We start from the raw sequence: 25717 nt of genomic DNA on the forward strand, positions 1-25717 counted from the left end.
CGCGCACCAGCGCGCGGAACGGAAGGCGGTCGACGTGGCGGACACCATCCTCGAGATGCGCGACATCACCAAGACGTTCCCCGGTGTGAAGGCGCTGCAGGGCGTCTCCATCGAGGTCGAACGCGGCCAGGTCCACGCGATCTGCGGCGAGAACGGCGCCGGCAAGTCGACGCTGATGAAGGTGCTGTCGGGCGTCTACCCGGCCGGCACGTTCGACGGCGAGATCCTCTTCGAGGGCCAGCAGGTCCGGTTCTCGAACATCAACGACTCCGAGGAAGCCGGCGTCGTCATCATCCACCAGGAGCTCGCCCTGAGCCCGTTCCTGTCGATCGCCGAGAACATCTTCCTCGGCAACGAGCGGTCCAAGGGCGGCTTCATCGACTGGAACAAGACGAACCTCGCGGCGGCGGAACTGCTCAAGCGGGTCGGTCTCAAGGACAACCCGATCACCAAGATCGTGGACATCGGTGTCGGCAAGCAGCAGCTCGTCGAGATCGCGAAGGCGCTGTCGAAGAAGGTGAAGCTCCTCATCCTCGACGAGCCGACCGCGGCACTGAACGACGACGACTCCGCGCACCTGCTCGAGCTCATCAAGTCGCTGCAGGCCGAGGGCATGACGGCGATCATCATCAGCCACAAGCTGAACGAGATCAAGGCGATCGCGGACAAGGTCACGATCATCCGCGACGGGCAGACGATCGAGACGCTCGACATGCACGCCGACGAGATTTCCGAGGACCGCATCATCCGCGGCATGGTGGGTCGCGACCTGTCCAGCCGCTACCCGGAGCACGAGTCGAACGTCGGCGAAGAGCTCCTCCGCATCGAGGACTGGAACGTCCACCACCCGCTCGACGCCTCGCGCCAGATCATCCACGACGCGAACCTCACGGTCCGTGCCGGGGAGATCGTCGGCATCGCCGGCCTGATGGGCGCCGGACGCACCGAACTCGCGATGAGCGTCTTCGGCCACTCGTACGGCACCGGCATCAGCGGCACCGTCTACAAGCGCGGTGTCCCGATCAAGACGAACACGGTGACGGCGGCGATCAACAACGGCATCGCCTACGCCACCGAGGACCGCAAGCGCTACGGCCTCAACCTGATCGACGACATCAAGCGCAACGTGTCGGGATCAGCGCTCGGCAAGCTCGCGAACTGGGGCTTCGTCAACAGCTCCGAGGAGACCACGGTCGCCCGCGGCTTCCTCAAGAACATGAACATCAAGGCCCCGACGGTGAACGCCGTCACGGGCAAGCTCTCCGGCGGCAACCAGCAGAAGGTCGTCCTGTCGAAGTGGATGTACGCCGACCCGGACGTGCTGATCCTCGACGAGCCCACCCGCGGCATCGACGTCGGCGCGAAGTACGAGATCTACACGATCATCAACGCACTCGCCGACCAGGGGAAGGGGATCATCGTGATCTCCTCCGAACTCCCCGAACTGCTCGGCATCTGCGACCGCATCTACACGCTCTCCGAGGGTCGCATCACGGCGGACGTCCCCCGCTCCGAAGCGACGCCCGAGACCCTCATGCAGTACATGACCCAGGAACGGGAGACCCCAGTCAATGAACGCGCTTAAGTCCGCCGCCAGCTACCTCACCGGGCAGCTCCGACAGATCGGCCTGTTCATCGCGCTGATCGTCATCGTGATCTTCTTCCAGGCGACGACCGGCGGGATCACCCTCGCGCCGATCAACGTCTCGAACCTGGTGGTGCAGAACAGCTACATCCTGATCCTCGCCATCGGCATGGTGATGGTCATCATCGCCGGCCACATCGACCTGTCCGTCGGTTCCGTCGTCGCCTTCACCGGTGCGATGGCCGGCGTCATGATCACCCAGTGGCACATCCCGTGGCCGATCGCGGTCGTCCTCTGCCTGGTCCTCGGCGCCCTCGTCGGTGCCTGGCAGGGCTTCTGGATCGCCTACTTCGGGATCCCGGCGTTCATCGTGACCCTGGCGGGCATGCTCGCCTTCCGCGGTGCCGCCCAGATCGCGCTGCAGAACCAGCAGATCTCGCCGTTCCCGGAGGGCTTCCGCTCCCTGGGCTCCGGCTTCCTGCCGGCCTTCGGCACCTCGGGCTACGAGCCGCTCACGATGATCCTCGGTCTCGCCGCCTCGGTGATCCTGGTCATCACGGCGTTCCGTGGTCGTGCGACCCGCCGCAAGTACCAGCTCGAGGACGAGCCCTTCGCCTGGTTCATCACGAAGCTCGTCTTCACCATCGCGCTGGTCATGTTCGTCGCGGTGCTGCTCGCCAGCTACAACGGCACCCCGATCGTGCTCGTCATCCTCGGCGTCCTGGTCATCGTGTACTCGATGGTCATGCGCAGCTCGGTGTTCGGCCGTCACATCTACGCGATCGGCGGCAACCCGCTCGCCGCGCAGCTGTCCGGCGTCAAGACGAAGCGCGTCACGTTCCTGCTCTTCGTGAACATGGGCGTCATCGCGGCCCTGGCCGGTGTGGTCTTCACCGGTCAGCTCAACCTGGCCTCGCCGAGCGCGGGCAACGGGTTCGAGCTCGACGCCATCGCGGCCGTCTTCATCGGTGGCGCTGCCGTCACCGGTGGCATCGGTACCGTGCCGGGCGCGATCGTCGGTGGTCTGATCATCGGCATCCTGAACAACGGCATGTCGATCCTCGGTGTCGGCACCGAGTACCAGCAGCTCATCAAGGGCCTGGTGCTCCTCGCCGCCGTCGCGTTCGACGTCTTCAACAAGCGTCGCGCGGCCAGCAGCCGCAAGTAGCAGTACCGCAGCCGAGACTCGGGCAGAGCGACAGGACGCGCATCATCTGATGCGCGGAACGTCGCTCAGCCCGAGTCTCGTTTGCGTCTCCGGTCAGCGGGTCAGGACGGCCCAGCCGGCGGCCGGGAGGCGCACGGTCCCGTCGCGCAGGTCGCCCGCGCCCGCCTCCACCCGCGTCGCGTCGGCGGCGGGCAGCACCACCGGATCAGGCGAGAGGTTCAGGGCGGTGACCACGGCCTCCCGGTCGGTGGCGGTGCGGAGGACGAGGGCCGTGTTGTCCAGGTGCACCACGTCGGTGTGGGCGCGGTGCAGCCACGGGTGCCGGCGGCGGAGCGCGACGAGCGCCTGGTGGGCGTGCAGGACCGCAGCGGCCGTGCCGCTGACCTGCGGCGGGCCGGGCGGGAAGGTCGGACGGACGGCGTCGTCGCCGCCCTCACGGTCCTCCTTGACACCGGTCCAGGCGAACTCGTCACCGGCGTAGACCGACGGGGTGCCGGCGACCGTGAACAGCACCGCGATGGCGTGGCCGACGAAGCCCTCCCCCACCGCCGAGGCGATCCGCGTGACGTCGTGGTTGCCGACGAAGGTGCTCGGGGCGAAGGTGGCGAGCAGTTCGTCGTGCCGCTCGATCGCGTGCGCGAGCTCGTAGCAGTTGCGGTCCGCGATGCCGTGCCAGATGCCCTGCCACAGTTCGTACTGGGTGGTGGAGTCCATCGTCGACTCGCGGACGATCTGCGCAGTGTCGCCGTGGATGACCTCGCCCGAGAACCAGGCGTCCGGGAACCGCTCGCGGACACGCGGCAGCACCTTCGCCCAGAACGCCTGCGGGACCGCGTAGGCCGCGTCCAACCGCCACCCGTCGACACCGCGCTCGAGCCAGTGCGTCATGACCTGGACGACCAGGTCCTCGGTCGCGGTCGCGGTGTGGTCGAGCGCGACCAGGATGTCGTGCCCCTCGAACGACCCGACGGGGACCGGCTGCCCGGGCTGCCACCCGGACCAGTCGACGGCGAACAGCGGAGCGGTCTCGGCATCGGGTCCGTGCTCGGCGAGGGCCCGGAAGCCAGGGTGCTCACGGCCGACGTGGTTGAAGACGCCGTCGAGCAGGACCCGGATGCCCCGGTCGTGCGCGGCGGTGACGAGTCGGTCGAAGTCGTCGTCGTCGCCCAGCCGCGGGTCGATCCGGAAGTGGTCGACCGTGTCGTAGCCGTGCGTCGAGCTGGCGAAGACCGGACCGAGCAGCAGGCCGTTGAGGCCGAGGTCGACGACGTGGTCGAGCCACCCCTCCAGATGTCCGAGGCGGTGCTCCACGGGGCGGTCGGTGCCGCTGTCCGCGCCGCTGTCGGTGCTGCTGTCGGTGCTGCTGCTCGGGCGGATCTCCGCTCCGACGAAGCCGAGCGGGTAGACGTGCCACCACATCACGTGCTCGACCCAGGCGGGCTCGGGAGTGCGGTCGACGTCGTGGTCCATCCCTGCATGCTGCCAGCCGGGCCTGGCCGGAACCGCGGATCGGGGTACCACCAGCCTGGAAGCGCGTCGGTGGCCAGGACGATCATGGGCGCATGGGACGAGCCATCCGCACCGAGGACGACGCACGCCGACTCGACGCCGCACATGCCGAGCGCACCTGCGCCTCGTGCGGCCGCCGGATGCCGGACTCGGCGAGCCCCGACGCGAAGTGGTGCTCCGACGCCTGCCGTCGGCACAAACTCGACGACACCGACCGGACCCTCGAGCGCACCATCGACGAGCTGCTCGACGCCCGTGCCGCGACCTCGAGCATCTGCCCCTCCGACGCCGCCCGTGCGATCGGCGGTGACGACTGGCGGGACCTGATGGAACCCGCCCGCCGCGCCGCCCGACGCATGGTCGCCCGCGGCGAGGTCGAGATCACCCAGAGCGGGAACGTCATCGACCCGTCCACCGCCAAGGGGCCGATCCGCATCCGCCGTCCGCGCTGAACGACCATCCTGCGCCCGGCGTCAGCGCCGCCGGGGTACACCACCCTCGGCCCCGGCCGTGAGCGGCGGGATCGGACGGATTACCGTCAGCAGCACGCGCCGGGGACCCTCGGCGGATCCCCGCAGGAAGGAACACCATGTCGCTCGCAGACAAGGCCAAGGACGCCACCCAGAAGATCGTCGGCAAGGCCGAAGAGGCCGTCGGCAAGCACACCGACGACGCCGAGCTCACCGCCCAGGGTCACAAGGACCAGAGCATGGGCGAGGCTCGTATGGAGACCGAGAAGGCCAAGGACGCCGTCGACGGCAAGTGACCGCCGGCACCACCACGTGACGCCCGTACCGCTCGCGGTGCGGGCGTTCGTCGTTCCCGGGCTTGTACCGCGGATCAGTACACGTGTACACGGATCGTGTACACCGTCAGAAGGCGTACCGGATCCGGCAGGACGGCAGGTTCTCGGCGACGAGCTGCCGGAAGCGTTCGATGTGCCGCGCCTTCATCGCCGCGCGGTACCGGATGTTGACCGCACCGTTCTGGGACAGCTTCTGCTCCTGCAACTCCGGACGCCAGAGCAGGTCCTCGGCCTTCGGGTGCCAGCCCAGGTTCACCTCGTGCAGCTGCTCGTTGTGGGTGAGGAAGATCACCTCGGCCGCCAGCTGGGCCTTCGCTGCGGGCGACAGGACGTCGTCGACCTCCCGCAGCGTCGCGGCCCAGTCGGCTTCCCACGTCGGGGTGAGGATCACGGGCGAGAAGTTCAGGTGGACCTCGTACCCGGCCTCGACGAAGTCGTTGACGGCGGCGATCCGTTCGGCGATCGGCGAGGTGCGGATGTCCGTCACCTTCGCGGTCTCGTGCGGCATGAGCGAGAACCGGATCCGGGTGCGTCCCATCGGGTCCCAGTCGAGCAGGTCCCGGTTGACGTACTTCGTCGCGAACGATGCCTTCGCGGTCGGGGTCATCCGGAACAGGTCGCAGAGGTCGCGGACGTTGTCGCTGAGCATCGCGTCGACCGAGCAGTCGCTGTTCTCGCCGATGTCGTACACCCACGCGTCGGGATCGCACTGGTTCGGTTCGGTCTTCGGACCCTGCTTGTGGATGTTCCGGGCCAGGTGCTTCGTGATCTGCTCGATGTTCGCGAAGACGGTGATCGGGTTGCTGTAGCCCTTGCGTCGGGGGACGTAACAGTACGCGCACGCCATCGCGCAGCCGTTCGCGGTCGAGGGCGCGATGAAGTCCGCCGACCGACCGTTGGGCCGGGTGACGATCGACTTCTTCACGCCGAGCACGAGCGCCTCGGTCTTGATCCGGACCCACCGCGCGACGTTGCGCTCGTCGCCGTGCACCTCGGGGATCTGCCAGTGCGACGCGACCGGGACGATCTCGGCCTCCGGCCACCGCCCGACGATCTCCTGGCCCCGCGGGAGTTCGAGCGCGGCGTCCTCGGCGTAGATGCGTGTGACGTCGAGCAGCGGGCGCGCGCGGGAGTCGGTCATCGCAGTCCGTTCTACCCGCCACCACCGACAGCTCAGACGTCACTCGGGCAGACTCGGGGCATGACCGCTGGCGTGGAGGACGACCACTTCTTCGTCGTGGGCGGTCGGCGGTGGCGGCGGACCGACCCGGCGCTCCCCGAGGGCGTCGCTGCTCGGCTCCGTTCCCACCTCGGCCGCGGGCGGAACGGGGTGAAGCTGGCGAAGCGGGCCGGGGACGAGGACGCCGTCGCCGAAGCTCGCCACCGGAACGGTCTCGCCAAGCACGGGCTCGGCGAGCGGGGGCCCGAGTGGTGGACGCGGCCCGAGCCCGAGCGGCTGGCCCAGGCAGAACAGGCCCTCGCGGACCTCGACCGGCTCGACGAGTCGCCGTGACCGACGACGAGGTCATCCGTGCTCCCGCGTGGGAGCGGGGTGCGAACACCGCCGCACTCGGTCCCCTGCAGATCGTGGTCGGCGCTGTCCTCATCGCGGTCGCCTTCGTCCCGGAAACGTCGGCTCGCGTGTTCATCGTGGCCATCGGCGTGTTGATGGTGGGCTTCGGCGCGTGGACGACCGCTCGTGCTCGGCGGGTCGCGGTGCGCCTGGGCGACGAGGAGCTCCGCTACGACGGGTACGTCCTGAGCTGGTCGGTGCCGCGCGCGCAGATCACGACCGTGCTCGACGACGGGTACGTCGAATGGGTGGACGAGACCGGGCACCAGCGCCGCCGACAGATCGGGCTCCTGACGAAGGCCTACGAGGACGACGGCACGAAGTTCGCCCCGTACTGGATCTGGCGTCGGGAGGGCCTCCTCCGCGTCCGGGAATGGGCCGGCGCCCGGGCGTTCTGACGCAGTACCCGTCAGCCGAGGTCGCACGTTCTGCCGCCCGGGGACCGCCGACCCGGCCGGTCGTGCGACCCCGGCGACCGGGCGTCGGCGCGTCGTGCGACCCCGGCGACCGGGCGACGGCGCGTCGTGCAACCTCGGCGCCCCGGGCGGCAGCCGACAGCGCACCGCGCCCGCCGCTCACCCGTCCGATGGACGCGGCTCCGGCGATTCCCCACCTTCCGGATGAGGTGCGAGCGATCCTCGCCGCCGTAGGCTCGTCGCGGCGAGGACGCCGAGGACCGAGGGGGACCATGAACGACATCACGCACACGGGCGCACTGGTGGGGCTGCGCACCGGCACGACGACGGCCGAGGGACCGGCCGGCGCCCGGGTCGGCGTGCTGCTCGAACTCTGCTCCGAGGACGCCGCGGGCGTCCGCCGACCGTGGGAGCTCCTGGTGACGCCGGCCCAGGCCGCCGCACTCGTCGAAGCCGAGCGGACCGAGCCCGGGGTGCTCGTCCGCTTCGCCGGTGAGCGTCTCGGCGACCGCGGCGGTGTCCCGGTGGTGCGGGTCCGCCGGATCGCGGTGCTCGTGCCGGAGCCGACCTGCTGACGACGAGCGAGCGACCACCACACGACGAACGGCCCCGGACATCCCGGGGCCGTTCGTCGTGCGAGCGGTTCAGACCGCTCAGCCCTCGGTGTGCCCGAGTGACGGTTCGACGCACAGGCACACGGTGCGTGCCGCCGAGGCGTGCACCTCGAACACGACGACCTCGTTCCGACCGGCCCGGAGCACCGGCCCCGGCACGGCCAGCGTGCGCTGCGGCCCACGCGACCAGTACCGGCCGAGGCAGAAGCCGTTGACCCAGGCGACGCCCTTCCGGAACCCGTCGAGCGCCAGGTAGCGGTCGAGGTCCGCGCCGCGCTCCGGCAGCTCGAACGAGCCCATCGCGAACACCGGACCGGCGAGGGTCTCCCCCGTCGACACAGTCGACACAGTCGACACAGCCGACACACTCGCCACCGGTGCGATCCGCAGCATGTCGAGCGCCGCCTCCGGCACCGGGTCGAGCGCCAGGGGCGACACTGTCCATCGTGACAGCACGTCGTCGCCGATCCGGACGGCGCCGATCAACCCCTTCGGCTCACCGATCCGGGGACCGTAGTCGACGCGGCCCTGGTCCTCGACGAGCAGTTCCAGGAGGCCCGTCACCGGTGGCAGGGCGATCGCACGGTCGTGGTGCTCCCGCTCCAGGACGCCGACGGTCTGTCCGTCGACCCGGACGAGCACGCGGTCGCGGACCTCCTCGGCGACGGTCAGCACGCCACCGGTGGGCAGGTCGACCTCGGTCCGGTACAGGACGAAGCCGGAGGCCGCGCCCAACTGGTCGAAGGTCGGTGGCGTCTCGTGGGTGGTCCAGCTGGTGATCGTCGGCAGCAGGTCGACGAGCGGACGGACGTGGTCGAGGCGGACGGCGACGTTCGCGGCGGGGGTGGGTCGTGCCTCCAGGCCGTCAGCCGACGAGGACGCAGGCCCGGAACCGGACGCGAGCCGACCGGAACCGCCGGGCTGCATCGACGCCGGCAACTCCGGGACGGGCGCGTACCGGGCGATGACGTCTCGGAAGGCGTGGAACTTCTCGGTGGGGCGGCCGGCCTCGTCGAGCGGGGCGTCGTAGTCGTACGACGTCGCGATCGGCCGGTACACGCCCTTGTCGTTCGCGCCGTTCGTGAAGCCGAAGTTCGTGCCGCCGTGGAACATGTAGACGTTCACCGAGCCGCCGGCGGCGAGCAGGTCGTCCAGGTCCGAGGCCGACGCAGCGGCGGAGGTGGTGTGGTGGTGCTCGCCCCAGCTGTCGAACCAGCCGTCCCAGAACTCCGAGCACATCAGCGGCCCGGTCGGCTGCGCCTGCCGCAGCCGTGCCAGGCGCTCGGTGGAGCGGGACCCGAACGAGCCGGTCTTGTGCAGCGACGGCAGCGAGCCGTCCTCGAGCATCGAGTCCATCGGCTGGTCGACGCTCGTGAAGGGGACGGTGAGCCCGATGTCGCGGTGCATCCGCTCGAGCTTCTCGAGGTAGACCGGGTCGGAGCCGTAGGCGCCGTACTCGTTCTCGACCTGCACGAGCACGATCGGGCCACCGGCGTCGATCTGCCGGGGCACCAGGATCGGGGCGAGGGCGTCGAGGTAGCGGCCGACGGCAGCGAGGAACTGCGGTTCGTCGCGGCGGATGCCGACCGTGCCGTCGGTGAACAGCCAGAACGGCAACCCGCCGTTGGTCCACTCGGCGCAGATGTAGGGGCCGGGGCGGACGATGGCGTGCATCCCCTCGGCGGCGACCAGGTCCAGGAACCGGCCGAGGTCCAGCCCGCCGGTGAAGTCGAAGGTGCCGGGGGTGGCCTCGTGTGCGTTCCAGGCGACGTAGGTCTCGACGGTGTTCAGGCCCATGAGCTTGGCCTTGCGGATCCGGTCGGCCCACAGGTCGGGGTGGACGCGGAAGTAGTGGATCGCACCGGAGAGCACCCGGTGCGGCTGCCCGTCGAGCAGGAAGTCGATGTCGCCGATGGCGAAGCGCATGTCGTTGCTTTCTGTGGGAGCACGTCGGTGCCGACGCGTCTCGTGGGAACGCGGCCGTGCGGAGAACCCGCACGGCCGCGTCGATGTGGTGGGACTACTTGGTCGAGACCGTGAAGCCCTGCTGCTTGCCGTACTTCGCCAGGGCGTCCTGCCAGGCCGACAGACCCGACTCGAGCGACGTGCCCTTCTCGTACGACTGCCCGACGGTGTCGGCGTAGACGCTGTTCGCGTACACCTGGTACGGCAGGTAGGTGAAGTCGTTGTCCGACGCCTTGGACGCGTCGACGAGCACCTTGTTGATCTGCTGGCCACCGAAGTAGTCCGGCTTCTCGTCGAGGAACGCGGACGACTCGAGGTCGGCGGTGGTCGACGGGAACCCGCCGGACTCCATGAAGACCTTGGTGGAGGCCTTCGACGAGTTCAGCCACTTGAGGAAGCCGGCGGCGAGGGCCGGGTTCTTCGACTGCTTCATGACGACCTCGGCGCTGCCGCCGTTGTTCGCGGTGGCCGCGGTCTGGCCGTCGTAGGTCGGCATCGGGGCGACGCGCCAGTCACCCTTGGCGTCGGCGACGCTGGCCTCGAGGTTGCCGGGCATCCAGGCGCCGGTGATCAGCGTGGCGATCTGGCCGTTGCCGAGCTGCTTGTACCAGTCGTCGGTCCAGCCGACGGTCTTCGCCAGCAGACCCTGCTCGACGAGCTCGTTCCAGGTCTTGGTCCACTTCTTCGTGCCGGCGTCCTGCAGGTTGATGGTCACCTTGTCACCGTCGGTGGTGAACGGGGTGCCGCCGGCCTGGGCGATCATGCTCGTGGTGAAGCCCGCGTCGCCGGAGTCGGCGGCCAGGTACTTCTCGGGGTCGGCTTCGTGCAGCTTCTTGGCGGCTGCGACGTACTCGTCCCACGTCTTCGGCACGGCGATGTCGTACTGGTTGAAGACCTTCTCGTTGTAGAACATGGCCATGGGGCCGGAGTCCTGCGGCAGGCCGTAGACCTTGCCGTCCATCGAGACCGACTTCCAGGTGCTCGCGGCGAACTTGCTCTTCAGGTCGCCGAAGCCGTAGTCCGACAGGTTGAGCAGCGACTCGGACAGGGCGAACTGCGGCAGCGCGTAGTACTCGACCTGGGCGACGTCGGGAGCGCCCGAGCCGGCCTTCACGGTGTTCTGCAGCTTGGTGTACTGGTCGGCGCCGGTGCCGGCGTTGACGAGCTTGACCTTCACCTTGGGGTAGGCCTTCTCGAACGCGGCGACCTGGTCCTTCGCTGACGGGGTCCACGACCAGTAGGTCAGCGTGCCGCCCTGTTCGAGGGCCTTGTCGATGTCGGAGGCCGAGCCGCCGGAGCCGGAGCCGCCGGACGCGCAGGCGGCGAGGGCCATCGCGGCGGTGACGCCGATGGCGAGGGCGCTGAGCCCGCGCCGGAGACGCTTCTGCATGGTGGTGCCTTTCACTTCATCGTGAAGAAGGTGCTTCTTCGTGGAGGGACTGCTGGTTGCTGGTGGTGGGACTGGTCGGTGCGGTCCGTTGCGGGGCCGCTCCGTGCCTCCCGGCCGGGGTCCGGTGCTGCTGACCGGGGCCGGAGGGCGGGATCAGGCCTTGACGGAGCCGGCCGCGAGGCCGGACTGCCAGAAGCGCTGGAGGAAGAGGAACGCGACCACGATCGGGATGATCGTGAGGAGCGAGCCGGTGACGACGAGGTTGTAGATCGGCTGCGCACCGGAGCCGGTGGCCTGTGCGTTCCACTGGTTCAAGCCGACGGTCAGCGGGTACCACTTCGGGTCGCTCAGCATGATGAGCGGCAGGAAGTAGTTGTTCCAGGTGGCGACGACCGCGAACAGCAGGACCGTGACGACACCGGGCGCCAGGAGCTTCAGCGCGATGGTGAAGAAGATCCGGAACTCGCCGGCGCCGTCCATGCGGGCGGCCTCGATGAGTTCGGTGGGGATCGCCTCGACCGCGTAGGTCCAGATGAGGTACATGCCGAACGGGCTGATCAGCGACGGCAGGATGATCGACCACGGGGTGTTCGTCAGGCCGACCTGCGAGAAGAGCAGGAACGTCGGGACCGCCAGAGCGGTGCCGGGAACGGCGATCGCACCGAGGACGATGGCGAACACGGCGCGACGGCCGGGGAACTGGAACTTCGCCATGCCGTAGCCGGCGACGGTCGCGAGCAGCGTCGCGCCACCCGCGCCGACGACGACGTAGAGCAGCGTGTTGCCGAGCCACTGGACGAAGATGCCGTCGTTGTAGGTGAGCGTGTCGACGATGTTCTGCCAGAGGTTGAACTTCCCGCCGAACCAGAGGCCGAACGTGGAGAGCAGCGACGACTGCGTCTTCGTGCTGTTGACCAGCAGGTAGAAGAGCGGCGCGAACGAGTAGACGACGAAGACGACCATGACCGCGGTCAGGAGACCGGAGCGCTTCACCTTGCGTCCGTCGACGGGCTTGGCCGCCTTCCGGGAGGCACGGGTGCGGCGGTCACGCGGGTCACCCTGCGTCGTGGTCGCCTCGGTGACGGTGAGGGGGGCGGGACCCTGCAGGGTGCTCATCGGTTCTCCTGTCGGGTGCCGCGGACCTGCACGACGTAGGCGATGACGGCGGTGATGACGCCCATCACGATCGCGACGGTGGCGGAGTAGTTGAACTGCTGGCCGCTGAAGGACAGCGAGTAGGCGTACATGTTCGGCGTGAAGGCACTGCCGATGACGTTCGGGGCGAGGGTCTTCAGCAGGTTCGGCTCGTTGAAGAGCTGGAAGCTGCCGATGATCGAGAAGATCGTGGCGATGACCATCGGGCCGCGGAGTGCCGGGAGCTTGATCGAGAAGACGGTGCGCATCGGGCCGGCGCCGTCGAGCTCGGCTGCTTCGTACAGGTCACCCGGGACGGTGCGGAGGGCGGCGTAGAAGATCAGCATGTTGTAGCCGAGGAACTCCCACGTGACCACGTTGCCGATGCTCGTCAGGACCCAGCTCGGGCTGAACGGCTGGAGCAGGTCGATGCCCATGGCGTCGTTCGCGGCTCCGGTCAGGCCGAACTGGTTGCCGTAGATGAAGCCCCAGATCAGGGCGGCGACGACACCGGGGACCGCGTAGGGCAGGAACACCGCGATGCGGAAGAACCCGGTGCCCCAGAGGCGGGCGCTGTCGAGGGCCAGGGCGGCGACGAGGGCCAGGCCGAGCATGATCGGCACCTGGACGACCAGGAAGATCGCGACGCGGCCGAAGCCGGACCAGAACTTGGCGTCCTGGAAGAGCTGCACGTAGTTGGCGAACCAGACGAACTGGTTGCCGCCGATGAGCTGGTCGCGGAACAGGCTGAGCCAGAGCGCGTACCCGATCGGCACGATGAGCATCAGCACGAGGACGGCGACGAACGGGCCGACGAACAGCCAGCCGGTCATGCGACCCCGCGGCTTCCCACGGCGACGCGGTGCGGGCGTGGTGCCCGTGCGTCGCGGCGCGGCCTCGGGGCTCCGCGCGGTGAGCGTGCTCATGTGACTCCTTCGTCGTGTTCCGGGCTGACGTCGACGGGATTCTCAGCGCTGGTGGTCGTGCTGCGACCGGCGCTGATGTTGACGTCAACATCGAACGGTGGTGACCATAGCATGGCAACGTCAACATGCGCTAGCGTCAGCAGGAGTGGCCGCGCATCGACGCCGGTCCACCGGCCTCGAACCGGTGCCCGGCCCAGGCTGCGCACCCGTCCCGGCCCCACACCGTTCGCATGGAAGGGGGCGTGTGACCATCTCGACGACCACCGACGCCACCGCAGTCCCCCGCCGCGCGCCGTCGCTCGCTGCCGTGGCCGACGCCGCCGGGGTCTCGATGCAGACCGTCTCCCGCGTGGCCCGCGGGTTCGACAACGTCAGCCCCGAGACCCGCACCCGCGTCCAGCAGGCGATGGCCGACCTCGGCTACCGGCCGAACCGCGCCGCCCGGGCCCTGCGCTCCGGACGCTTCCGCACCATCGGCGTGATCATGTTCACGCTCGCCTCGTACGGCAACATGCGCACGCTCGAGGCGATCGCCGACGCAGCGGGGGTCGCCGACTTCACCATCACGCTGCTGCCGATGGCCTCCCGCACCGAGGAGGGCGTCCGGTCCGCGTTCTCCCGCCTGCACGAACAGGCCGTCGACGGTGTCGTCATCATCATCGAGTCGCACGTCATCGACACCGCCGAGGTCGAGCTGCCCGACGGCGTCCCCATGGTCGTCGTCGACTCCACCGGCACCACCGAGCACCCGGCGATCGACACCGACCAGGCCGACGGCGCCCGCCTGGCGACCCAGCACCTGCTCGACCTCGGTCACGACACCGTCTGGCACGTGGCCGGACCGGCGTCCTCGTACTCGGCGGCCCGGCGGCAGGCGGCCTGGAGCGCGACCCTCACCGCCGCCGGACGCACGGTCCCGCCGGTGCTCGGCGGCGAGTGGAGCACCGAGTCCGGCTACCAGGCCGGCCTCGAGATCGCCCGGCGCCCCGAGATCACCGCGGTGTTCGCCGCGAACGACCAGACCGCGCTCGGCGTCCTCCGCGCCTGCCACGAACTCGGTCGCGCCGTGCCGTCCTCGCTCAGTGTCGTGGGCTTCGACGACTCCCCCGAGTCCGACTCGTTCTGGCCGCCGCTCACCACCGTGCACCAGTCCTTCGACGAGGTCGGGCGCCGCGCGGTCGCCACTCTCCTGACGCAGATCGAGGGCGGTGCCGCCACGGCGGCGACGGACCTCGTGCCGGTGCGGCTCGTCGTGCGCGCCAGCACGGCGGCGCCGCCGGCGCGGTAGCGGCGGGCGGGGGCGGCGCGGCTGCGCTGCGCGAGATTCGCGCTGGGCGACAGGCCGCGGGGCGGCGGCCGCGAGCGGTGTCGCCCAGCGCGAAACGCGCCGAGGCTCGGCCCGACGCGCCGCACGCACGCCAGCCGAGGCTCGGCAGACGCGAGGCACGGCGCCAACCCGCCACGCGCCTCCCGGCCGCACGAGACTCGCGCCCGGCGACAGGCCGCGGGGCGGCCGCCACGAGCGGTGTCGCCCAGCGCGAACCGCGCCGAGGCTCGGCCACGCGGACAGAACGCGCCGCACGCACGCCGCAACATGTCCGCCCAGCCGAGGCTCGGCCCCGGGAGGCAGGGTGCCAGCTCGCCACGCGCCTCCCGGCCGCACGAGGTTCGCGCCCGGCGACAGGCCGCGGGGCGGCCACCGCGAGCGGTGTCGCCCAGCGCGAACCGCGCCGAGGCTCGGCCCCGCGGACAGAACGCGCCGCTCGCACACCGCAACATGCCCGCCCAGCCGAGACTCGGCGAACGGGAGGCACGGTGCGGGCCCGCCACGCGCCTCCCGGCCACGCGAGGCTCGGCCGCGCGGACAGAACGCGCCGCACGCAGGCCGCAACGTGCCCGCCCAGCCGAGGCTCGGCAGACGGGAGGCACGGTGCCGGCCCGCCACTCGCCTCCCGGCCACGCGAGACTCGCGCTGAGCGACAGGCCGCGGGGCAGCCAGCACGAGCCTTGTCGCCCAGCGCGAAACGCGCCGAGGCTCGGCCCGCGGCCGGCCAGCCCGCCACCACGAGAAGGACGCCGGGCCCCCGAAGGGACCCGGCGTCCTCTGCTCACTCGACGCTCGCCGCAAGCAGCGTGCGCCGAGGCGACTACCCGATCGAGAGCGCCGTCCAGGAGACGGGCGGCAGCTCGATCGTGATCGTGTCACCCTCGCGGCGGACGGACTCGTTGGTCCGCAGGCCGACGCGGGAGGTGTTCGACAGGTCGTTCACGGCGTGCAGGTCATCGTCCCAGATGCCCTCCGCGTGCACGTCCCCGTCGACGTCGAGCCCGGACAGGTCGATCGTGACCGTCGTGCTCTCGGACTGGTGGCGGTTGACGAGGAACACCGCGGCGCGGCCGTCCTCGACCGTGGCCGCCGAGTCGACGACCGGCACGGTGCCGTGTTTCCCGCCGTCGATCGTGTCACCCGAGGCGACGACGTTGAGCGACGTGCCGTGTGCCAGGCGCGAGGTGACCGAGAACGGGAAGAACGTGGTCTGGCGCCAGGCCTCGCCACCGGGCTCGGTCATGATCGGGCCGATCACGTTGACGAGCTGCGCGATCGACGCGGATGCGACGCGGTCCGCGTGGCGCAGGAGCGAGATGAGCAGACCGCCCAGGACGACGGCGTCGGCGACGGTGTAGACGTCCTCCAGGAGGCGCGGGGCGACCGGCCACTCGTCGAGCGTGAACGTCTTCTGCTGGGCCTCCCACTTCGTGATCGACCAGACGTTCCACTCGTCGAACGAGATGTCGATCCGCTTGTCCGAGCCCTTGTGCGCCTGCACGTGGTCGGCGGCGGTGGTCACCGTCTTGATGAAGTGGTCCATGTTGGCGCCGGAGGCCAGGAACGAGGTCAGGTCCTGGTCCTCCTCGTAGTAGGCGTGCGCCGAGATGTAGTCGACGTCCTCGTACGCGTGCTCGAGGACGGTGCGCTCCCACTCACCGAACGTCGGCATCGACGCGCCCGAGGATCCGCACGCGACGAGTTCGAGGTCGGGCTGGATCTGCCGCATGGCCTTCGCGGTCATGGCGGCGAGCTTGCCGTAGTCCTCGGCGTTCTTGTGGCCGAGCTGCCACGGGCCGTCCATCTCGTTGCCGAGGCACCACATGGTGATGCCGAAGGGCTCTTCGCGGCCGTTCGCCTTGCGCTCCTCGGAGCGGGCGGTGCCACCCGGGATGTTCGCGTACTCGAGCAGCTCGATGGCCTCGGCGGCCCCGCGCGTGCCGAGGTTCACGGCGAGCATGAGCTCCGAGCCGACGGAGTCGAGCCACTGCTGGAACTCGTGCAGGCCGACCTCGTTGGTCTCGGTCGAGTGCCACGCCAGGTCGAGCCGGCGGGGACGCTGCTCGACCGGGCCGACGCCGTCCTCCCACTTGTAGCCGGAGACGAAGTTGCCGCCGGGGTAGCGGATGGTCGTGACGCCGAGCTCCTTGACGAGTTCGATGACGTCCTTGCGGAAGCCGTGCTCGTCGGCCGACTCGTGGGCGGGTTCGTGGATGCCGTCGTAGACGTGGCGGCCGAGGTGCTCGACGAAACCGCCGAACAGTCGGCGCCGCACCGGGCCCACCGTGAACGCGGAGTCGAGGACGAGGTGTGTGCGGGGCATGGATCTCCTTCGATCAGGCTGTGCGTCGAGCACGAGTGTTCCGCAGGGTCACGGAAGTGAGCGCTCACCTGCAGGAAACGCTATCGGGTGTCGACACGGGACGGAAGGGCTGGTGCGCGCGTCGGCGCGGCGCTAATGTGAGCGCTCACGGGGCACCGACGCCCCGCGATCGGGACGTCGTTCCTCCCCGGATGACCGTCCCGCTTCGGCCCGTCCCGATGGAGTGATGCCATGCCGAACCGATCCGTCCCACCCCTCCGCGGGTCCACCTTCACCCGGAGGAGCCTGCTCGCCGCCGGAGCTGCGGCCGCCACGGTCCTGCCACTCGCCGCCTGCTCCAGCCCGCTCTCCGCCGGACTCGCCGGCAGCGCGCTCAACCCCGAGACGCTCGTCTTCTGGAACCTCTTCGGCGGCGGCGACGGTGTCCGCATGCAGACGATGGAGGACGGCTACGCCAAGCAGCACGGCGGCTCGTCGTCCCTGCAGGCGACGACCTTCGCCTGGGGCAACCCGTACTACTCCAAGCTGACACTGGCGACCGTCGGGAACAAGCCGCCGGACGTCGCGATCGCCCACCTGACCCGGGCGAAGCCGCTCTGGGACGGCGACCTGCTGGACCCGATCACGGCGGACGACCTGGCCGGCGTCGGTCTCAAGGCCAGCGACTTCAACCAGAAGGCCTGGGCCGCACAGAAGACCGACGGCGCCAACATCGCCATCCCGCTCGACACCCACCCGTTCGTGCTGTTCTACAACGTGGATGTGTGCGGGAAGGCGGGGCTGCTCGACAGCAACGACGAGCTCAAGAACCTGGACGGCATGGACGCGTTCGAGAGCGCCCTGGCCGCCGTGTCGAAGGTCACCGGCGGGACCGCACTCAACGTCGCGAACGTCGTGCCCGAGACCGCGACCCCGTGGCGCTTCTTCTGGACGATGTACAACCAGATCAACGGTGCGACGCCGTTCATCAGCGACGGCGGCGCGAAGCTCACCGTCAACGAGGACGCCTACAACGAGGTCACCAACCGCACCCAGAAGTGGGTGAAACAGGGCTGGATGAACAAGGCCCTGGACTACGCCACCGCGCAGTCGCTGATGTTCGACGGCAAGGCCGGCTTCTTCATGCAGGGTGAGTGGGAGATCAGCACCGCCCAGTCGATCAAGGGGCTGAAGTTCGGCATGGCGCCGATCCCGACGCTGTACGACAAGCCCGCCACCCAGGCCGACTCGCACACCTTCATCCTGCCGAAGAAGGACCGCACGCCGGAGCAGAAGAAGGCGGCGATGCTCTTCATCAAGCAGATGCTCGAGCAGAGCCTGACCTGGGCCGAGGGCGGGCACGTCCCGGCCTACATGCCGACCTTCGACAGCACGAAGTACAAGGAGCTCAAGCCGCAGTCGAACTACGCCGCCGCCGCCGAGACCGCGGTCTTCGACGACGCCGCCTGGTACGGCGGATCGGGTTCGACCTTCGAGGGCACGGTCGGCGCGCAGCTGGCGCTCGTGCAGCAGGGCAGCTCGAGTCCCGCGCAGGCACTCAGCGCGATCAAGAGCCAGCTGGCGACCTACCTCAACACCCCGAGCCCGCTGTGAACGGGCACACGACCGGGCAGAAGACCGGGCACACGACCGGGCACGCGACCACCGCGAACACCGTGAACACCGCGCGAAAGGCACGATGACGTGACCACAGCACCTGTCCTCGACCGCCCCACGGACGCGGCCACCGCGCCCCGACGACTCCGCACCTACAAGAGCAGCCTCACCCGCGGCCAGGGCCGCAGCGGTTGGCTGTTCCTCGCCCCCTTCGGCCTGTTCTACGTGGCCTTCCTGCTCGGCCCGACGGTCTGGATGATCGTCACGAGCTTCTTCAACACCTCGACCGTCCGCACCGGCCTCGGCAGCTTCGCCGGGTTCGCGAACTACGCCGAGATGCTCGGGCGCTCCGACTTCTGGTCGTCGCTCTGGCACACCCTGCAGTTCACGCTCTACACGACCCCGCCGCTGGTGGTCCTGGCGTTCGTGTTCGCCGTGCTGACGAACCGCATGAACAAGGGCCAGTGGTTCTTCCGCCTGGCGTTCTTCCTGCCGTTCATCCTGCCGTCGGCGACGATCTCGCTGATCTGGGTGTTCATCTTCACGCCGGCCACCGGCCTGTTCGCCACGATCCAGTCGGCGATCGGCATGACCCCCGGCTCCGGCATGCTGTCCAGCCCGAACACGGCGATGATCGGTGTCGCCATCGCCACCGTCTGGTGGACGCTCGGCTTCAACTTCGTGCTGTACCTGGCCGGCCTGCAGGAGATCCCCCGCGAGCTGTACGAAGCAGCTGCGGTCGACGGGGCCTCGAACTGGCAGCAGATCAAGTCGATCACCCTGCCACTGCTCGGCCGCACCACGACGCTCGTCATCCTGCTGCAGATCATCGCCAGCCTGAAGATCTTCGACCAGGTGTACCTGATGACGAACGGCGGCCCGGGCATCTCGACCCAGGTCTCGCTGCAGCTCATCACCGGCGTCGGCTTCACCGACAACCGACTCGGCGCTGCCTCGGCCGCGTCCGTCCTGCTGTTCATCGTGATCGTCGCCATCGCGGTCATCCGGCAGCTCGTCGAGCGCGCTGCCGCCAAGCGTGAGATCGGAGCCTGATCATGACCGCCACCGAGAGCATCACCACCGGCCGCACCAAGCTCCGCACCGGCGTCTCGTCGGCCGCTCCCACGAGCGCCGCGAAGATCGGCGTCAGCGGCCGCGGCTTCACGATCGCGTCGGCCGTCGTCCTGACGGTGTTCGCGATCATCTGGCTCATCCCGAGCCTGTTCGCGCTGAAGACCTCGCTGTCCGACAACGGCGTGGCAGCACTCGGCGCGAAGTCGATCCTGTCGAACTGGAACCCGACGCTGCACTCCTACGCGTCGCTGTTCCAGTCCGGCGACATCTGGAACTGGTACCTGGCCAGCGGCGTCACGAGCGTCGTCACCGCGGTGCTCACCGTGATCTTCGCGTCGATGGCGGCCTTCGCGCTGTCGCGGCTGGTGTTCCGCGGCCGGAACATCGCGTTCCTGCTCATCATCCTGGGCATCATGATCCCGACGCAGGTCCTGATCATCCCGATCTTCCAGGAGCTCAACGCGGTCAACCTGCTCAACACCTACTGGTCGGTGATCTTCCCGCAGGTGCCGGCCGTGATCGCGGTCTTCATCTTCAAGCAGTTCTTCGACGGCATCCCGAAGGAGCTGGAAGAGGCCGCGCGCATCGACGGCGCCGGCATCTGGAAGATCTACTGGTCGGTCATCCTGCCACTGTCGCGTCCGGTGATCGCCGCGGTGACGATCCTGACGTTCGTCGGGGTCTGGAACAACCTGCTGCTGCCGCTGTTCGTGCTGTCGAACCCGGACCTCATGACGATCCCGGTCGGGCTCGCCACGGTCCAGGGCAGCTTCGGTCAGCGGTACGCCGACATCCAGGCGGGTGCGATCCTGGCGGCGTTGCCGCTGATCATCCTGTACCTGATCTTCCAGCGGCAGATCGTCGAGGGTGTCACCGGCTCCGGCCTGAAGGGCTGACGCCCGGTCCGGCAGTCCGGTCCGGACCACGTCACGGACGGGAGGCTCCCCACCAGCTGGTGGGGAGCCTCCCGTCCGTCATGGGTGCAGTCCGCACCCATGGAGCGCCCGTCAGCCGGCGAGCGGCTCGAGCCGCGACCGGAGGAGGCAGAACTCGTTGCCCTCCGGGTCCTGCAGCACGTGCCAGGACTCGTCACCGGTCTGGCCGACGTCCGCCGGTCGCGCCCCGAGCGCGAGGAGTCGCTCCAGCTCGGCGTCCTGGTTGCGGTCGACCGGGTTGACGTCGAGGTGCAGGCGGAGCGGCTGCGTCTTCGCATGCGGCACCCGGGACAGGATGATCGTCGGGGTCGCGCCGCCGAAGCCGGAGGCCGGGCCGATCTCGATGCCGTCCTCGTCCTTGCCGAGTTCGACGTAGTCGAGGACGGCGCACCAGAAGCGGGACAGGGCCTCGGGGTCGTCGCAGTTGAGGACCAGTTCACTCAGTCGGCAGCTCATGGCGCGAGGCTACCCGCGGGGCACCCGACCGGGTCCTGGGGAGACGCCGACCGGTCAGGGTGTCGGGGTGACGGTCCACTTGCCGTTCGTGGCGATCGCGAGGATGCCCGGTAGGTCGGCCTCGAAGGTCTCGGAGAACGCCTCCGTGTCGCCGTAGATCCGGGTGGCGTCCGAGGTCGTGAAGACCCGGAGGCCGAAGCGGTCGTCCGCGCTGGCCGGCGTGTAGTCGACCTTCACGTGCCCGGCGTCGTCCGAGAAGAACAGCACGGCGGGACCGCTGCCGGACTGTGGACCGGACACCGTCGCAAGGTCGTTCCAGCTGCGCAGCGTGAGCGACCAGGGGCCGTCGGCCTCGATGATGAGCATCTGCTGCTTCGGATCGTTCTTCAGGACGCTGGTCACGAACGACGCCTTGAGGGGTGCCCGAGCGGAGCCGAACGGCGACATCCGCCCGGGTGCCGTGATGGTCGCGGTACCGGTGCACCCCGAACAGTCCAGGGCGGCGATGACGCCGAAGTCCCCCCGGACCCGGAACGCGATGTCCGAGGGACCGGTGCCGGAGACGGTCGCGGGAGCACCCTCGGCGACGTCCCCCGCGTCGAGCGTGACGCCGGTGAGCTCGGCGACCGGCGGTGTCGTCGGCGTGGGAGTGGGGGTCGGCGTGGGCGTCGCACGCGGAGTCGTCGTCGCGGGGGCCGAGGAGCGACCGCTCGACGCCGTGTCGGCGCTGCCCGAGCCGCTGCCGGGGATCAGGGAGCAGCCGGTCACCAGCAGCACGGCGGTGAGGACCACCCCCACCAGGCTCACTCGTCGGGTGCGCCCCCGGCGCGGGTCGGTCGTCCGTCGTTCCCCCATGCGGACAGCGTGCCACAGGCGGACGCCGCGCGGCCAGGCAGTCCGCGCGGTCAGGCGAACCCCGTGCGGTCAGGCCATCGCGGGATGGCGGGCCTCGTGCTTCCAGAACCCCGAGAAGGTGATGCGCGACTTCGGCAGTCCGGCGCGGTGCAGGTGGCGGCGCCCCTCGGTGGCCAGGCGGGACTCCCCCACGACGAACGCGTAGCCGCGGTCGTCGGACGGCACGTGCCGCTGCAGTTCGGCGAGCGCCGCACGTCCGGGCACCGCGTGGACGGCACCGCGGACGAGCCAGGTGACGGTGACGCCGACCGGGGCGTCGAGGTCGCGGATGTCGAGCGCCGACGGGACCTCCTGGATGATGCGGCCGACGGTGTCCCGCGGCAGGGAGCGGGCGATGCCGACGACGGCCGGCAGCCCGGTCTCCTCGGCGGCGATGACGACCTCGCTGGCGTCGTCCGGGCAGTCGAAGATGCAGCCCTGGTCGAGGAGCGCGAGTTCGTCGCCGGGGCGGGCACCGCAGGCCCAGATCGCAGCGCGGCCCTCGAGCTGGCCGTCGGCGTCGGTGTGCACCACGAAGTCGATGTCCATCTCGCCGAGTTCGGGGCGGTGTCCGGCGACGGTGTAGTTCGCGCAGTGCGGTCGGGCGTCCTCGGCGATGCGGAGGTACTGCGGCCACCACTTGGCGCCGTCGAGCTCGGGCATCACGAAGGCGTCCTGCTCGGGGCGCTGCAGGAACAGGCGGAACCAGTGGTCGAAGCCGAGGAACGGGAAGTCGCGGATCTCGTCGCTCGCGATGGTGACGCGGTGGATCGACGGGGTGTGCCGTTCGGTGCGGACGACACTCGCCCGGAACAGCCGCGGGTTCTCGGGCATCAGCCTCGGGATCTTCGCCATGAGGGAAGGCTAACCTAATATGGCTTCCGTGCCACCCCCTCCCCTCGCCGTCCCGACCGCGCCCGCCGCCCTGCCCGGAGCGGTGATCGGCGCCTCCGGGGTGCACCGCCGGACCGCCCGACGTCGGGTGGCGGTCCTGCTCGGGCTGGCCGTGCTGGTCGTGGCGGCAGCGGTGGCGAGCATGCTCCTCGGCAGCAACCACATCGGTGCCGACCGGGTGTTCGCCGGCCTGATGCGCAGCGGTTCCGGGACCGACGAGGCGATCGTCTGGGGCTCCCGTGTCCCCCGCACCCTGATCGGCGCGAGTGTCGGCGCGGCCCTCGGCATCGCCGGACTGCTCATGCAGGGGCACACACGGAACCCGCTCGCCGACCCCGGCCTGTTCGGCGTCTCCGCCGGTGCCGGTCTGGCGGTCGTCCTCGGGGTCTTCGTCTTCGGCGTCACGAGCACCAGCGCCTCGGTCTGGTTCGCGCTGGTCGGTGCGGTCGTCGCGAGCGTCGTCGTCTTCTCGGTGACCGTCGCCGGCAGCGGGACCGCCAGCCCGGTGCCGCTCGCCCTGGCCGGAGCCGCGGTGTCCGCCCTGCTCGGGGCACTGACGTCCTTCATCGTGCTCACCGACCAGGACTCCCTCGACGCGTACCGGCTCTGGGTCGTCGGGTCCCTGTCCGGCCGGCAGCTCGACGTGCTCGCTGCCGCGTGGCCGTTCATGGCCGTCGGACTCGTGCTCGCGATCTGGAACACGCGCGCACTCGACGCACTCGGGCTCGGGTCGGAGCTGGCGAAGGGCCTCGGCGAGGACCTGCTCACCGCGCGGCTCGTCGGCCTCGGTGGCATCACCCTGCTGGCCGCCGGCGCCACCGCCGCGGCCGGTCCGATCGCCTTCGTCGGGTTGACCGTGCCGCACGTGGCTCGTGCCGTCGTGGGCACCGGGCACCGCTGGACCCTGCCGGCGTCGGCGCTGCTCGGGGCCGTGCTGGTCCTGGTGGCGGACGTGGTCGGTCGCCTGATCGGCGGGTTCGCCGAGGTCGAGGTCGGCATCGTCCTGGCCGTCATCGGCGGTCCGGTCTTCGTCGCCGTCGCCCGTCGCCGATCGCTGGTGTCCCTGTGAGCGCCACCACGCGGGTCGACACCGACCGGCCGACCGACGGGCCCGCCGGACAGCCGTCACCGACCAGCACAGGGACCACCGCGGACACCACCACCGGCCCCCGCCGCGGCGTCCGCATCGGCCCCGTCGGTCTCGCCTGGCGTCCCCGCGTCCTCACCACCTCGGTCGTCGCGGTCGTCGCCGCCCTGCTGCTCGTCGTCCTCGGCGTCGCGATCGGCTCGACGTTCATCGCCCCGGGCACCGTCGTCCGTGCCCTGCTCGGCCTGGAGTCCGGGCCGGACCAGTTCATCGTGACGACCCTGCGCCTGCCCCGTGTCCTGACCGGCGCGCTGGTCGGCGTGACGCTCGCGGTCGCCGGCGCCCTGACCCAGACCTTCACCCGCAACCCGCTCGGCACGCCGGACATCATCGGCGTGACCTCCGGCGCGAGCGTCGGCGCGGTGGCGGCGGTCGTCCTCGGCGGCGGTGGCTCCTCGGTGAGCGCGCTGGTCCTCGGCGGCGGCATCCCGGTCGCCGCGACGATCGGCGCCCTGGTCGCGGCGACGATCGTCTACGGGCTCGGTTGGCGCGGCGGCGTGCAGAGCCACCGCCTGATCCTGGTCGGCATCGGGGTCAGCGCGACCCTCGACGCCGTCACGAGCTACCTGCTCGTCCGCGCGAAGATCACCCAGGCGACCGCCGCGTCGCAGTGGCTCGTCGGCAGCCTGTCGAGCACCTCATGGACGACGGTGTGGCCGCTGCTCGTCATCGCCGCCGTCGGCGTGCCGCTCGCCCTCGCCACCTCGGGCGCGCTCGGCATCGGTCAGCTCGGCGACGAGGTCGCCACCGGCGTCGGCCTGGGTGTCCAGCGGCACCGGCTGCTCGTGATCGGCCTGGCGGTCGTCCTGACCGCCGCCGCGGTCGCCGCCGCCGGCCCGGTCGGCTTCGTCGCGTTCGTGGTGCCGCAGATCGCACTGCGGATCGCGGGGACGAACCGGCCACCGCTGCTGCTGTCGGCAGCGCTCGGCGCGGTGCTGGTCCTCGGCGCGGACCTGCTCGCCCGCTCGGTCTTCCCCTGGCAGGTGCCGGTCGGCATCGTCACCACCGTGATCGGCGCCCCGTACCTGATCTGGCTCCTCATCCGTCACCGCAAGGAGATGTCCCGATGACCACGACGACCCACCCGGTCCCGACCGAGACGCCGGCCGCCGCCCGCGAGCACACCGTGCCCGTCCTGGAGGCCCGTGGCCTGTCCGTCGGGTACGACCGGACCCCGGTCATCCGCGACCTCGACCTGACGATCGAGCACGGCACCGTGACGACGTTCCTCGGCGCGAACGGCTGCGGCAAGTCGACGCTCCTCAAGGCGCTCGGCCGGGTGCTCAAGCCGCAGGCCGGCGAGGTGCTGCTGGACGGCAGGCCGATCCGGAAGGAACCGAACCGGGCGGTCGCGCGGCAGCTCGCGATCCTGCCGCAGTCGCCGCTCGCCCCGGCCGGCACGAGCGTGCTCGACCTGGTGATGCGCGGCCGGAACCCGCACCAGTCCTGGGCCCGCCCGTGGACGGCGGAGGACGCGGCCGTCGCCGAGGACGCCATCGCGGCGACCGGCCTGACCGAGGTCGCCCACCGTGACGTCGCGAGCCTGTCCGGTGGGCAGCGTCAGCGCGCCTGGATCGCCCTGGTCCTGGCGCAGCGGGCGGACACGCTCCTGCTCGACGAACCGACGACCTACCTGGACCTGGCGCACCAGCTCGACGTCCTCCGGCTCGTCCGGCGGATCAACCGCGAGCAGGGCTCGACCGTCGTGATGGTGCTGCACGACCTGACCCTGGCCGCGCGGTACTCGGACCGACTCGTGGTGCTGCACGACGGTGGGGTGGTGGCCGACGGGACGCCCGCCCAGGTCCTCACCCCGGCCGTCCTCGCGCAGGCGTTCGGTCTGCACGCCCGTGTCGTGCCGGACCCGGTGACCGGGGCGCCCATGGTGGTCCCGGAGGCCGACGAGCACGACCTCTGACGCGCCTCCCGACCTGGGATCCGCCACGGAACTGGTGCATCCAATCGGGTTAGGTTAGGCTCACCTAA

Annotated in this window: 24 protein-coding genes; 14 read left to right on the top strand and 10 right to left on the bottom strand. The window is 70.2% G+C overall.

Going from position 1 to position 25717, the window contains the following annotated elements; all coding sequences use genetic code 11:
- The first annotated feature begins 34 nt into the window (after positions 1-34).
- Both mmsA and mmsB read left to right on the top strand, forming a co-directional pair.
- A complete protein-coding gene (mmsA, locus tag DEI97_RS12835) occupies positions 35-1585 on the top strand; it encodes a multiple monosaccharide ABC transporter ATP-binding protein (RefSeq protein ID WP_111074770.1) in 1551 nt (516 codons plus the stop codon).
- Entirely contained in the window at positions 1572-2753 is a 1182-nt protein-coding gene (mmsB, locus tag DEI97_RS12840; RefSeq protein ID WP_111074771.1) for a multiple monosaccharide ABC transporter permease, read from the top strand. The genes mmsA and mmsB overlap by 14 nt, the downstream gene beginning before the upstream one ends.
- A 93-nt stretch (positions 2754-2846) precedes the next feature.
- Here the strand turns inward: mmsB and DEI97_RS12845 are convergent, their stop codons facing one another.
- The gene (locus tag DEI97_RS12845) at positions 2847-4223 is read right to left on the bottom strand and encodes an alpha-amylase family glycosyl hydrolase (RefSeq protein ID WP_111074772.1); all 1377 of its coding nucleotides are present in this window, start codon (positions 4221-4223) and stop codon (positions 2847-2849) included.
- 92 nt (positions 4224-4315) lie between these two features.
- Between DEI97_RS12845 and DEI97_RS12850 the strand changes: the two genes are divergently transcribed.
- Together DEI97_RS12850 and DEI97_RS12855 are read left to right on the top strand one after the other, a co-directional pair.
- Complete coding sequence (locus tag DEI97_RS12850; RefSeq protein ID WP_111074773.1) at positions 4316-4714, top strand: DUF3253 domain-containing protein; 399 nt, start codon at positions 4316-4318, stop codon at positions 4712-4714.
- Positions 4715-4851: 137 nt separating this feature from the next.
- A complete protein-coding gene (locus DEI97_RS12855) occupies positions 4852-5028 on the top strand; it encodes a CsbD family protein (protein WP_111074774.1) in 177 nt (58 codons plus the stop codon).
- Positions 5029-5134: 106 nt separating this feature from the next.
- Here DEI97_RS12855 and DEI97_RS12860 read toward each other — a convergent pair whose 3' ends face one another.
- Positions 5135-6208 (bottom strand): spore photoproduct lyase family protein, encoded by a 1074-nt coding sequence (locus DEI97_RS12860; protein ID WP_111074775.1) that lies wholly within the window; start codon positions 6206-6208, stop codon positions 5135-5137.
- Between the two features lie 60 nt (positions 6209-6268).
- Between DEI97_RS12860 and DEI97_RS12865 the strand changes: the two genes are divergently transcribed.
- The 3 genes from DEI97_RS12865 to DEI97_RS12875 all read left to right on the top strand — a co-directional run bounded on the left by DEI97_RS12865 (position 6269) and on the right by DEI97_RS12875 (position 7631).
- The gene (locus tag DEI97_RS12865; protein ID WP_111074776.1) at positions 6269-6580 is read left to right on the top strand and encodes a biopolymer transporter Tol; all 312 of its coding nucleotides are present in this window, start codon (positions 6269-6271) and stop codon (positions 6578-6580) included.
- The gene (locus DEI97_RS12870; protein ID WP_111074777.1) at positions 6577-7038 is read left to right on the top strand and encodes a hypothetical protein; all 462 of its coding nucleotides are present in this window, start codon (positions 6577-6579) and stop codon (positions 7036-7038) included. Before DEI97_RS12865 ends, DEI97_RS12870 begins: the two co-directional genes overlap by 4 nt.
- Before the next feature lie 290 nt (positions 7039-7328).
- A complete protein-coding gene (locus DEI97_RS12875) occupies positions 7329-7631 on the top strand; it encodes a hypothetical protein (protein ID WP_111074778.1) in 303 nt (100 codons plus the stop codon).
- Positions 7632-7709: 78 nt separating this feature from the next.
- On the opposite strand, the gene DEI97_RS12880 is transcribed toward DEI97_RS12875, so the two are convergent.
- The 4 genes from DEI97_RS12880 to DEI97_RS12895 all read right to left on the bottom strand — a co-directional run bounded on the left by DEI97_RS12880 (position 7710) and on the right by DEI97_RS12895 (position 13085).
- Positions 7710-9596 carry a glycoside hydrolase family 35 protein gene (locus tag DEI97_RS12880; protein ID WP_111074779.1) on the bottom strand — a complete coding sequence of 629 codons (1887 nt, stop codon included), beginning with the start codon at positions 9594-9596 and terminating at the stop codon, positions 7710-7712.
- 94 nt (positions 9597-9690) lie between these two features.
- Positions 9691-11025 (bottom strand): ABC transporter substrate-binding protein, encoded by a 1335-nt coding sequence (locus tag DEI97_RS12885; RefSeq protein WP_111074780.1) that lies wholly within the window; start codon positions 11023-11025, stop codon positions 9691-9693.
- A gap of 153 nt (positions 11026-11178) precedes the next feature.
- Positions 11179-12141 (bottom strand): carbohydrate ABC transporter permease, encoded by a 963-nt coding sequence (locus DEI97_RS12890; protein ID WP_111074781.1) that lies wholly within the window; start codon positions 12139-12141, stop codon positions 11179-11181.
- Positions 12138-13085: a carbohydrate ABC transporter permease gene (locus DEI97_RS12895; RefSeq protein ID WP_111074782.1), complete on the bottom strand. Its 948-nt coding sequence runs from the start codon at positions 13083-13085 to the stop codon at positions 12138-12140. The genes DEI97_RS12890 and DEI97_RS12895 overlap by 4 nt, the downstream gene beginning before the upstream one ends.
- A gap of 250 nt (positions 13086-13335) precedes the next feature.
- Between DEI97_RS12895 and DEI97_RS12900 the strand changes: the two genes are divergently transcribed.
- Positions 13336-14373, top strand: coding sequence for a LacI family DNA-binding transcriptional regulator (locus tag DEI97_RS12900; RefSeq protein WP_374107164.1), 1038 nt, complete (start codon positions 13336-13338; stop codon positions 14371-14373).
- Between the two features lie 859 nt (positions 14374-15232).
- On the opposite strand, the gene arfA is transcribed toward DEI97_RS12900, so the two are convergent.
- Positions 15233-16735, bottom strand: coding sequence for an arabinosylfuranosidase ArfA (gene arfA / locus DEI97_RS12905; RefSeq protein WP_111074784.1), 1503 nt, complete (start codon positions 16733-16735; stop codon positions 15233-15235).
- Between the two features lie 231 nt (positions 16736-16966).
- Here arfA and DEI97_RS12910 point away from each other — a divergent pair, with 231 nt between their 5' ends.
- The 3 genes from DEI97_RS12910 (at position 16967) to DEI97_RS12920 (ending at position 20301) form a co-directional block, all read left to right on the top strand.
- A complete protein-coding gene (locus DEI97_RS12910; protein WP_111074785.1) occupies positions 16967-18328 on the top strand; it encodes an extracellular solute-binding protein in 1362 nt (453 codons plus the stop codon).
- 90 nt (positions 18329-18418) lie between these two features.
- Positions 18419-19384: a carbohydrate ABC transporter permease gene (locus DEI97_RS12915; RefSeq protein ID WP_111074786.1), complete on the top strand. Its 966-nt coding sequence runs from the start codon at positions 18419-18421 to the stop codon at positions 19382-19384.
- A 2-nt stretch (positions 19385-19386) separates the two neighbouring features.
- Positions 19387-20301, top strand: coding sequence for a carbohydrate ABC transporter permease (locus DEI97_RS12920; RefSeq protein WP_111074787.1), 915 nt, complete (start codon positions 19387-19389; stop codon positions 20299-20301).
- Positions 20302-20412: 111 nt separating this feature from the next.
- Here the strand turns inward: DEI97_RS12920 and DEI97_RS12925 are convergent, their stop codons facing one another.
- The 3 genes from DEI97_RS12925 to DEI97_RS12935 form a co-directional block, all read right to left on the bottom strand.
- Positions 20413-20796 (bottom strand): VOC family protein, encoded by a 384-nt coding sequence (locus DEI97_RS12925; protein WP_111074788.1) that lies wholly within the window; start codon positions 20794-20796, stop codon positions 20413-20415.
- 54 nt (positions 20797-20850) lie between these two features.
- Positions 20851-21651, bottom strand: coding sequence for a hypothetical protein (locus DEI97_RS12930; RefSeq protein ID WP_146248132.1), 801 nt, complete (start codon positions 21649-21651; stop codon positions 20851-20853).
- Positions 21652-21720: 69 nt separating this feature from the next.
- Entirely contained in the window at positions 21721-22545 is an 825-nt protein-coding gene (locus tag DEI97_RS12935; RefSeq protein ID WP_111074790.1) for a siderophore-interacting protein, read from the bottom strand.
- 28 nt (positions 22546-22573) lie between these two features.
- Here DEI97_RS12935 and DEI97_RS12940 point away from each other — a divergent pair, with 28 nt between their 5' ends.
- From DEI97_RS12940 to DEI97_RS12950, 3 genes are read left to right on the top strand one after another with little or no spacing between them, the layout of a single operon-like run.
- On the top strand, positions 22574-23653 hold the full coding sequence (locus tag DEI97_RS12940) for a FecCD family ABC transporter permease (protein ID WP_258376695.1): 1080 nt from the start codon (positions 22574-22576) through the stop codon (positions 23651-23653).
- Positions 23650-24801 carry a FecCD family ABC transporter permease gene (locus tag DEI97_RS12945; RefSeq protein ID WP_220039195.1) on the top strand — a complete coding sequence of 384 codons (1152 nt, stop codon included), beginning with the start codon at positions 23650-23652 and terminating at the stop codon, positions 24799-24801. Before DEI97_RS12940 ends, DEI97_RS12945 begins: the two co-directional genes overlap by 4 nt.
- Positions 24798-25649, top strand: coding sequence for an ABC transporter ATP-binding protein (locus tag DEI97_RS12950; protein WP_111074792.1), 852 nt, complete (start codon positions 24798-24800; stop codon positions 25647-25649). The genes DEI97_RS12945 and DEI97_RS12950 overlap by 4 nt, the downstream gene beginning before the upstream one ends.
- The last annotated feature ends 68 nt before the right edge of the window (positions 25650-25717 follow it).

Origin of the sequence: Curtobacterium sp. MCLR17_032, assembly GCF_003234795.2 — a bacterium.
Taxonomy (GTDB): domain Bacteria; phylum Actinomycetota; class Actinomycetes; order Actinomycetales; family Microbacteriaceae; genus Curtobacterium.